Source organism: Vibrio sp. CB1-5 (assembly GCF_059412285.1).
Genome location: NZ_JBJHPB010000016.1, coordinates 93674 through 102122, shown reverse-complemented (window position 1 = coordinate 102122; position 8449 = coordinate 93674). Strand labels below are relative to the sequence as shown.

At 46.6% G+C, this 8449-nt stretch carries 8 protein-coding genes; 6 read left to right on the top strand and 2 right to left on the bottom strand.

The window, feature by feature from the left end; translation table 11 throughout:
- Positions 1–220: 220 nt before the first annotated feature.
- Both dbpA and ACJB0T_RS13005 read right to left on the bottom strand, forming a co-directional pair.
- Positions 221–1603: an ATP-dependent RNA helicase DbpA gene (gene dbpA, locus ACJB0T_RS13010; RefSeq protein ID WP_479289543.1), complete on the bottom strand. Its 1383-nt coding sequence runs from the start codon at positions 1601–1603 to the stop codon at positions 221–223.
- A 119-nt stretch (positions 1604–1722) separates the two neighbouring features.
- Positions 1723–2193, bottom strand: a complete 471-nt coding sequence (locus ACJB0T_RS13005; RefSeq protein WP_479289545.1) for a WbuC family cupin fold metalloprotein — start codon at positions 2191–2193, stop codon at positions 1723–1725.
- A gap of 227 nt (positions 2194–2420) precedes the next feature.
- On the opposite strand from ACJB0T_RS13005, the gene ACJB0T_RS13000 reads away from it, so the two are divergent.
- The 6 genes from ACJB0T_RS13000 to ACJB0T_RS12975 all read left to right on the top strand — a co-directional run bounded on the left by ACJB0T_RS13000 (position 2421) and on the right by ACJB0T_RS12975 (position 8425).
- Positions 2421–2594, top strand: a complete 174-nt coding sequence (locus tag ACJB0T_RS13000) for a hypothetical protein (RefSeq protein WP_479289547.1) — start codon at positions 2421–2423, stop codon at positions 2592–2594.
- Between the two features lie 164 nt (positions 2595–2758).
- Entirely contained in the window at positions 2759–3406 is a 648-nt protein-coding gene (locus ACJB0T_RS12995) for a GTP cyclohydrolase II (RefSeq protein WP_479289549.1), read from the top strand.
- Positions 3407–3566: 160 nt separating this feature from the next.
- The gene (locus tag ACJB0T_RS12990) at positions 3567–4826 is read left to right on the top strand and encodes an imelysin family protein (RefSeq protein ID WP_479289551.1); all 1260 of its coding nucleotides are present in this window, start codon (positions 3567–3569) and stop codon (positions 4824–4826) included.
- Between the two features lie 64 nt (positions 4827–4890).
- Positions 4891–6288 (top strand): di-heme oxidoreductase family protein, encoded by a 1398-nt coding sequence (locus tag ACJB0T_RS12985; protein WP_479289553.1) that lies wholly within the window; start codon positions 4891–4893, stop codon positions 6286–6288.
- 9 nt (positions 6289–6297) lie between these two features.
- On the top strand, positions 6298–7329 hold the full coding sequence (locus tag ACJB0T_RS12980; protein WP_479289555.1) for an imelysin family protein: 1032 nt from the start codon (positions 6298–6300) through the stop codon (positions 7327–7329).
- Positions 7319–8425 carry a DUF1513 domain-containing protein gene (locus tag ACJB0T_RS12975; protein ID WP_479289556.1) on the top strand — a complete coding sequence of 369 codons (1107 nt, stop codon included), beginning with the start codon at positions 7319–7321 and terminating at the stop codon, positions 8423–8425. Before ACJB0T_RS12980 ends, ACJB0T_RS12975 begins: the two co-directional genes overlap by 11 nt.
- Positions 8426–8449: the final 24 nt, after the last annotated feature.

The window sequence follows — 8449 nt, the reverse complement described above, 5'->3', positions numbered from 1 at the left end:
CACTCAGTAAATCAGAGTTAAATGATTAAGTTGAGCTATGTTGCCGTAAGCTCACTGTATACTGCAAAAATATAGTCGCTGAAATTTAGTTGGTGAGTGAGAGAGTACTTAAGACCTGTGAGTGAAATAACTTCCAGTTGTTCAAAGCGGCGATGAATGTTGGGGGCTGTCCATTTGCATCCATCGCTCTATCTCAATAAATTGCGGTCGCTATAGAAACTTACGCTTTAATGATACGAGCGCGGAAGTTACGCCCCTTCATCTTACCGTTAGTGATTTTACCCAGCGCTTTCTTAGCAATCGATGTTTCCACTGCAACATAAGCGCTCATTGGGAACATGTTGATCTTACCAATTTGGTTGCCTGACAGAGTTTTGTCACTCGTCAACGCGCCAAGAATATCGCCAGGGCGGAGTTTCTGCTTCTTACCACCTTGGATCTGAATCGTGGTCATCTTCGCTTGATAAGGGCGATTTGATGATGCTGGTGGCAGCGTACTTGGTTCAATAGGCATATCTAAGTACTCATCGATACGCGCCACACGATAGAACTCTTTCTCGCTGTAGAAGCTAAATGCCAAGCCTTTGTTCCCCGCACGACCAGTACGACCGATACGATGCACATGCACTTCAGGGTCACGTGATAGCTCGTAGTTGAATACGGCGTCTAGGTTGTCAACATCAAGGCCGCGTGCAGCAACATCGGTTGCGACTAGGATAGAGACACTCTTGTTAGCAAACTGAACCAGCGCTTGGTCTCGGTCGCGCTGCTCAAGGTCACCATGAATATCAATGACACTAAAGCCGCGATGGTGAAGCTCGTCCGCCACATTTTGCACTTCTTTCTTAGTGTTACAGAACACAACCGCAGATTCTGGTTGGTGTGTCAGTAATAGATTCTCTAGCGCGTTGTCACGCTCTTCTGTGGTATCCGTCTGATAGAAGAACTGCTTGATGCTTGAATGATCGTGCTTGCTCTCTACCTTCACGATTTCTGGCTGCTTCATAACCGTTGATGCAATAGTTTTAATTTGCTCAGGGAATGTCGCGCTAAACAGAAGCGTTTGACGATCGCGTGGTGCTTCACCAATGATGGCATCAAGCGCGTCTTTAAAGCCCATTTCTAGCATGCGATCGGCTTCATCCAACACCAATGTATTGAGCTCTTCAAGGTTGATGCGACCTTTCTCAAGGTGATCAAGGATACGACCGGGCGTACCAACGAGAATGTGTGCACCGTGCTCCAGAGAGCCAATTTGCGGCCCCATTGGCATACCACCACAAAGCGTTAGCACTTTAATGTTGTGGATACCACGAGCTAGGGTACGGATTTCTTTTGCAACCTGGTCAGCAAGCTCACGCGTTGGGCAAAGTACCAATGACTGAACGCGAAAACGCTTTACGTTTAGGTTGGCAAGTAGGCCAAGTGAGAACGCCGCTGTTTTACCTGAACCGGTTTTACCTTGACCGATGATGTCTTTACCATCAAGGATTTTTGGTAGTGAGTCTGCTTGAATTGGTGTCATTTTGGTGTAGCCAAGGCTATCCAAAGTGCTCAGTAATTCAGAAGGTAGATTTAGTGTGGAAAATGCCGGAGTGGTCACAAGGTATCCTCAGTCAGCGTTAGGGAGCGAGTATTATCAACATTATGGTCGATGTTACCAGCAAAAACATGGCTGACTGAGGACATTTATCCAGCGGAGTGGTTGGGATAGCGAGACGGTTAAGCTGGGAGCGCTGTTCTCATCCAATCGCGGTACTCATCAGCACCGTCTTCACCTTCAGCAGGTGACCAAGGTGCGAAATCTTCTTGAGGCGTTGGAATGTATGCCCCTTCTTTGATTTCGAGGCCGACAGTGCCAGACTCCATACATGCATAACCGTGCCAAGTGCCTGGTGGGATCTCGATAGCGCGGTTGGTTTCTGGAGATAGGCTGTGACGCTGAGTTACATTACCTTCATCATCGAAAATAAGCAGATCGAGTTGGCCTTTGAGTACCAAAAACAGCTCCCACTTGTGCTCTTCACTGTGACGGTGTGGGCGCATATAAGTTTCTGGCTCAGTTGAGATGAATAGGCGTTGTACACCTGCGTCCAATTGTTCGTGTAGATTATGGTGGCTACGCTTGCGCGGTGCTTGTTTCGCGTTTTCAGAAAACGTGTCGAAGTCTTGGTTACTGATGATTTTCAACATTGCTTTTACTTTATTGGTTGGTGTGCCGTTATTGTACAGTGGCAACAAAAAAGTTCAGTACAAAAATAGCGCTATCGTCCGAGTGGCGTTAAGTTTTAGAAAAAACCATGAAAAACGTAGGTAAAATGTGACTGCAGTTCCAGAGGTGACTAAAAAAGCTGTACGATCTGATCAGGATGGTATGATGCCAAAGCATCGGAGTGTCTTAAACGTAAGGTGGAACAGCAGTGGAAGCAGTGATCAGCCAATTAAAAAAAGACTTTTACGCGCATCTTCAATCTTCAAATGGTGCTAGCGCATCGAGTAACTCGAAAACCATGTCTTTGCTAACAAAAGAAGAATTGGCAGAGCTGGAAAACGTTTGGGTACAGCTTGCAGTATGGAAGCAAAAGCAAGCATAATCAGCGTATTAACTCCAAAAAATTCTAAGCCCTGAGTGATTCACTCGGGGCTTTTTTCATTTTACAAAAGCACTAAATGTTATAATATAACATTTTTCTTGGTGATCTTATTGTTGAAAAGTGCGGTATTAGCCCCCATAGTTCCCATATTGGAGAAACAGACTATGGCTGAGATAAGCTCACTGATAGCCTCAGAAAATCTAGTAGGAAATACGATGGCGGAAGTACGTGCCAGAATACAATTAAAAGTCGGTGCAAAAAGCGACATCGATGCGGAAATGCTCTCTTTTCGCGGCTTAGAGACCGACAAAGAACACGTTGCTATTATCTTTAAAGCAGCAGACAAAGACCAAGCGCTACCTCTAGTGCGAATGCACTCCGAATGTTTGACGGGGGATGTATTCCACTCGTCGCGATGTGACTGTGGTGAACAGCTTGAAGAGACCATCCAAAAGATGGGGTGTGAAGGCGGCATCATTTTATACTTGCGCCAAGAGGGGCGTGGTATTGGTTTGTACAACAAGCTAGATGCCTACAAGCTTCAGTCTGAAGGTATGAACACATACGAAGCGAATAATCATCTTGGGTTTGGTGACGATTTACGTGATTTCACCGAAGCGGCACAAATGCTCAAAGCATTAGACATTTACTCAATTCGCTTAGTGACCAACAATCCAAAGAAAATCCGTGAGCTGCGCGAGCATGGCATCAATATCGAAGATGTCGTTAACACCAGTGCTCACGTGAAAGATGGCAATGAAAATTACTTAAAGGCCAAAGTGTCACACGGTAAGCATCATCTTGAGTTGTAGAACAGATTGTTAAGTACTTGAATAAAAAACCTCACTTATGTGAGGTTTTTTTGTATTCGTTGTTGAAAAGAAATTGTAACCAGGTATTATCGCGGTTGATAGCGCTAATGATAACGATTCGCACTAAATAATAAGAATTAAGCTCAACAAGGATACTTTCATGAATGTAACAACCGCAGTGAAGGGCGCCATTGCCGCCTCGTTTCTTATCACCTCTACTTCTGCTTTTTCAGCAGTCACTAAAGATCAAGTTGTTGAACACTACGCTGATCTTGCTCATGCCGTGTTTACTGATGCGCGTATTACCGCGCAAGAGCTAGACACATCAATTAACACATTTTTGGCTTCGCCATCGGAAAAAGGCCTTGCTGACGTGAAACAAGCTTGGCTTGCTTCACGCGTGCCATACCAGCAAACAGAAGTGTTCCGTTTTGGTAACGCGATTGTTGATGACTGGGAAGGTCAGCTTAATGCTTGGCCTCTTGATGAGGGACTTATCGACTACGTTAGTAGTGACTATCAATACGAACTCGGCAATGAAGGCGCACAGGCGAACATCGTTGCTAACAAAACGCTTAAGATCGGTGCAACGACATTAGATGTTGCAAGTATTACTCCTCAATCGATTGCTGATCTTAACGAAGTCGGCGGCTCAGAAGCCAATGTGGCGTCTGGTTATCACGCCATTGAGTTTCTTTTGTGGGGGCAAGACCTGAACGGCACTAGTGCTGGAGCTGGTGAGCGTCCTTACACGGATTACGTTGTTGGTGAAGGCTGTACAAATGGTAACTGTGATCGTCGTGCTGAGTACCTAAAATCGGCTTCTGCCCTTCTGATTCAAGATCTTGAGTGGATGGAAAAGCAATGGTCTGCATCTGAAAAAGGCAATTACCGTTCTGAGCTTCTTGCTGACAAAGCGGACAACGGTCTGCGTAAAATGCTATTTGGTATGGGCTCGCTATCGCTGGGTGAATTGGCAGGTGAACGTATGAAGGTGGCACTAGAGGCAAACTCTACTGAAGATGAGCATGATTGTTTCTCTGATAACACTCATAACTCTCACTATTATAACGAGCAAGGTATCTACAACGTCTATACCGGTACTTATGTCCGCGTTGACGGCACTTTCGTGGATGGTCCAAGCATTGCTAACCTAGTTGAGCAAAAAGACAAAACGGCAGCGAAAGAGATCCAAAAACAGTTTGATTTAGCTCGCGCTCAAGTAGGCAAACTTGTCACTTCTGCAGAAAAAGACAACCAGTACTTTGACCAACTGATCGCTTCAAACAATCCACAAGGCAACAAACTTGTGAACGAGACGATTATTGCACTTGTTGCTCAAACAGGTTCAATCGAACGCGCTGCGGGTATTGTAGGCATTGATAGCCTTAGCCCAGACACAGCTGACCACGAGTTCTAATCATAATAAAAATCTATGAAATGGGGGCACTTGCCCCCTTAGTTGTTCTATTTGTGAGTGCTGTATGTCTAGATCAAACACCATTTGGGTTACGCTTTTAGCGTTAATCTCTACTTCCGTTATTGCTGAGTCCACACCGAGCCGACTTTCTGGTGGCAAGACCACTGTCAAAAAAGACGGTGCCAACGCTTTTTCCATGCCAGCGGCTAACTTGCCGATGAGCAAGCGTCTCGATTTTAGTGTTGGAAACAGTTCCTTTCGAAATCCTTGGGTTCAAGCACCAGCGTCAACCGATGCTCGTGATGGTCTTGGTCCTCTATTTAATACCAACGGATGCCAAAACTGCCACATTAAAGATGGTCGTGGACATCCCCCAGAAGAAAACGACCAGCATGCAGTATCGATGTTAGTTCGTTTGAGTATCCCTGCGAAGACAGAGGCACAAAAACAAGCGGTTAAAACGTCAGGTGTTATCCCTGAGCCGACCTATGGTGGTCAACTCCAAGACTTCGCACTTCCAGATATGGCGCCTGAAGGTCAAATAAACATCACATACGATGACGTCGCAGTACAATTTGAAGATGGTACTGCGGTCATGCTTCGCAAACCAAACTTAAAGATCGTTGAACTTGCTTATGGAGACATGCATCCAGATGTCATGATGTCAGCGCGTGTCGCTCCCCCAATGATTGGCCTTGGATTACTTGAGTCGATCCCTGAATCGACCATCCTAGAGTTTTCAAAGCAGCAGCAACAAGACACAACGTCTGTTGCCGGAATTCCTAACTATGTGCTCGATGTTCGAACCAAAGAGATGACCTTAGGCCGATTTGGCTGGAAAGCAGGACAGCCAAATCTAATGCAGCAAAATGCCGCAGCATTTAACGGTGATGTTGGCTTAACGAGTGCATTGTTCACCGAAGAAAACTGTACCGATAAACAAGATTTGTGTACCGAGAGCCTTAGTGGCGGCAATCCAGAGGTGAGCGACAACATTCTGAACTTTGTCGAGTTCTATACACAGCACCTTGCCGTTCCCCAGCGTCGCAACATTGATAACCCAGAGGTGCTGGCCGGCGAAGCCCTGTTTAAAAAGGTGGGCTGTGATAACTGCCATCGAACCAATATCCAAACAGCGCAACGCGATGGCTTACCTGCTTTGTCGAATCAGACAATCCATCCCTATACAGACATGTTATTGCACGATATGGGAGAGGGGCTTGCTGATGGTCGTCCGGAATACGCTGCATCTGGCTCGCATTGGCGAACGCCACCACTATGGGGTATTGGATATACCCAAGAAGTGAATGGTCACACCTATTTTCTTCATGATGGCCGTGCTCGTAACCTAACCGAGGCGATTTTGTGGCACGGGGGTGAAGCCCAAGCTTCAAGAAATCATGTGCTAGCAATGAGCAAGAAAGAGCGTGAAGCGCTGATTGCATTCTTAAATTCTCTATAGGGCGCGACGATGTACTATCAAAAATCAGTAGCCATTGCCGCTTTTGCTATGCTGGCCGGGTGTCAAGCATCTACCCATGCCGAGAAACCGCGTCCGTCGCCGAGCAATCAACAAAGCCAAAGCGTGTATGAGATTCAATTTAAATCAGCCCAGCGCTTTAGTGATTCGATGCTAAAACTTCGCGATCAATCTGTACGTTATTGCGATTCTCAAAGCAGTCTAGAAGATGTGAAAATTGCTTGGCAGCAAGGCATGGAGAGCTGGATGCATCTACAAGGGCAGGAGCGTGGTCCCTCAGAAGCGCTTGAACAAAACTGGAACATACAGTTTTGGCCCGATAAGAAAAATACCACAGGCCGTAAAATGGCTACGGCGGTCAAAACCAAGACTTGGGATATGACGTCGATACAGTCTCAGAGTGTGACTGTGCAAGGACTGGGCTCTGTTGAGTGGCTGTTGTACGACAGGTCATCGACCATCAGTAAAGGTGAGCGTGTGGATTGTGTTCTGCTTTTGGCGATCACAGACTCTTTGGTTGACCGATCTGATACTGTTTTTCAGGCTTGGAGCACCAATCCTTGGATTGAGCTAGATACGGCGAGTTGGCATGGAGAGTACTTGGCTCTACTTACTAATCAACTTGATTACAGCATGAAAAAACTGTCCCGTCCGCTTGCTAAAATAGGGGCGCCACGTCCGTATTTCGTGGAATCTTGGCGTGCTAAAAGGTCTTTGTCGAACCTGAAAGAAAACCTAGAGGCAATGCAAGCCTTGTATTTGGCTCAAGGAAACGGTCTTGACGCCATATTACGAGTCAACGGTGAAGAAACGCTCGCAGATGATATAGCTCAGCAGTTCCAGGACACGCTAGAAACATGGCCACAAGAGTCAAGCCTATTTGATATGTTGCAAAGCAAAGCGGGTTATCGAACTGCGCTAGCACAGTTCAATAAACTGGAGCAGCTCAAATACTTGATCGGTGAAGAAGCCGCGATCAAACTGGGTGTAGTAATAGGGTTTAACGCAACTGATGGCGATTGATAGAGCTAAGCGCAATCTCGCTAAAGCATTAGCAATGGGGACGCTGTCGCCCTCATTGCTTGCTGGCTGTGCAACGAGTAAAACCGCTCCGAAAGCGCTCTCGATATCGGGGCACGTAAGTGGCGATCAAGTTCTAGTTGGTGGCGCCATTCGACGCCAAGGTCAGTTTGAAGCCGTGGTGTATTCACAGCAGGGTCAACATCATATCCCATTACCAGCAAGGGGGCATGGCGTTGCGATAGCAACATCGAGGCACCATGCAGTCATGTTTGCTCGTCGCCCGGGCAACTATGCGATGGTTTTTGATTATCGCGATGAGGAAGTAAAGGCGCTAATTCCGGCGGCACACAATCGTCATTTTTACGGGCATGGTGTGTATTCAAATGATGGGCGTTGGTTATACGCCACGCAAGGCGAACGTGCGACGAGCCTTGGGATTATCGGCGTTTACGATGCTGATAACAACTACAGCAAGGTTGCAGAGTTTTCTGGGTTTGGAGTTGGGCCCCATGAAATCATCACCATGTCGGATGATCGGTTAGTTGTGGGTGTTGGCGGGGTTCAGACCAATGGGAGAACACCGGTGAACCTAGAAACCATGACCCCAAGTCTTAGCTATTTGTCAGCTGATGGTGAGCTATTGGACCAAGCGACATTGTCAGATCGCCACAAAAGTATTCGTCACTTAGCCCATGACGGTGAACAGGCCGTATTGTGCGGCCAGCAATATCGGGGTGAGCCCGACGATTATGTACCATTAGTCGCCATGCATCGAATGGGTGAGCCCCTTATTGAGTTGGGTGGCGAGCCTGAACAGTGGGCGCGCTTTCACCATTATATTGCAAGTATTGCCACAACGGACTCCCATATTTTAGCGACCTCACCAAGAGGAAACTGTTATGGTATTTGGGACAAATCATCTCTCGAACTTATAGAGATCGATGTATTACCAGACGCATCCGGAGTGGTGGTCAAAAATGGCGAGTTTTTTGTCAGCTCCGGAGCTGGAAAGATCGTAAAAATAAATGCAGAGCTCGCCAAACAAGCCTTTGCTTCGGGTATTCAATGGGATAACCATTGGAGTGCTATCACATAAATGAGACGTTAACGGGTTTACACT

Coding starts and splice junctions, on each gene's coding strand:
- ACJB0T_RS13005 (WP_479289545.1), bottom strand. CDS start 2,193: ATGTTGAAAATCATCAGTAACCAAGACTTCGACACGTTTTCTGAAAAC.
- ACJB0T_RS12995 (WP_479289549.1), top strand. CDS start 2,759: ATGGCTGAGATAAGCTCACTGATAGCCTCAGAAAATCTAGTAGGAAAT.
- ACJB0T_RS12990 (WP_479289551.1), top strand. CDS start 3,567: ATGAATGTAACAACCGCAGTGAAGGGCGCCATTGCCGCCTCGTTTCTT.
- ACJB0T_RS12985 (WP_479289553.1), top strand. CDS start 4,891: ATGTCTAGATCAAACACCATTTGGGTTACGCTTTTAGCGTTAATCTCT.
- ACJB0T_RS12980 (WP_479289555.1), top strand. CDS start 6,298: ATGTACTATCAAAAATCAGTAGCCATTGCCGCTTTTGCTATGCTGGCC.
- ACJB0T_RS12975 (WP_479289556.1), top strand. CDS start 7,319: ATGGCGATTGATAGAGCTAAGCGCAATCTCGCTAAAGCATTAGCAATG.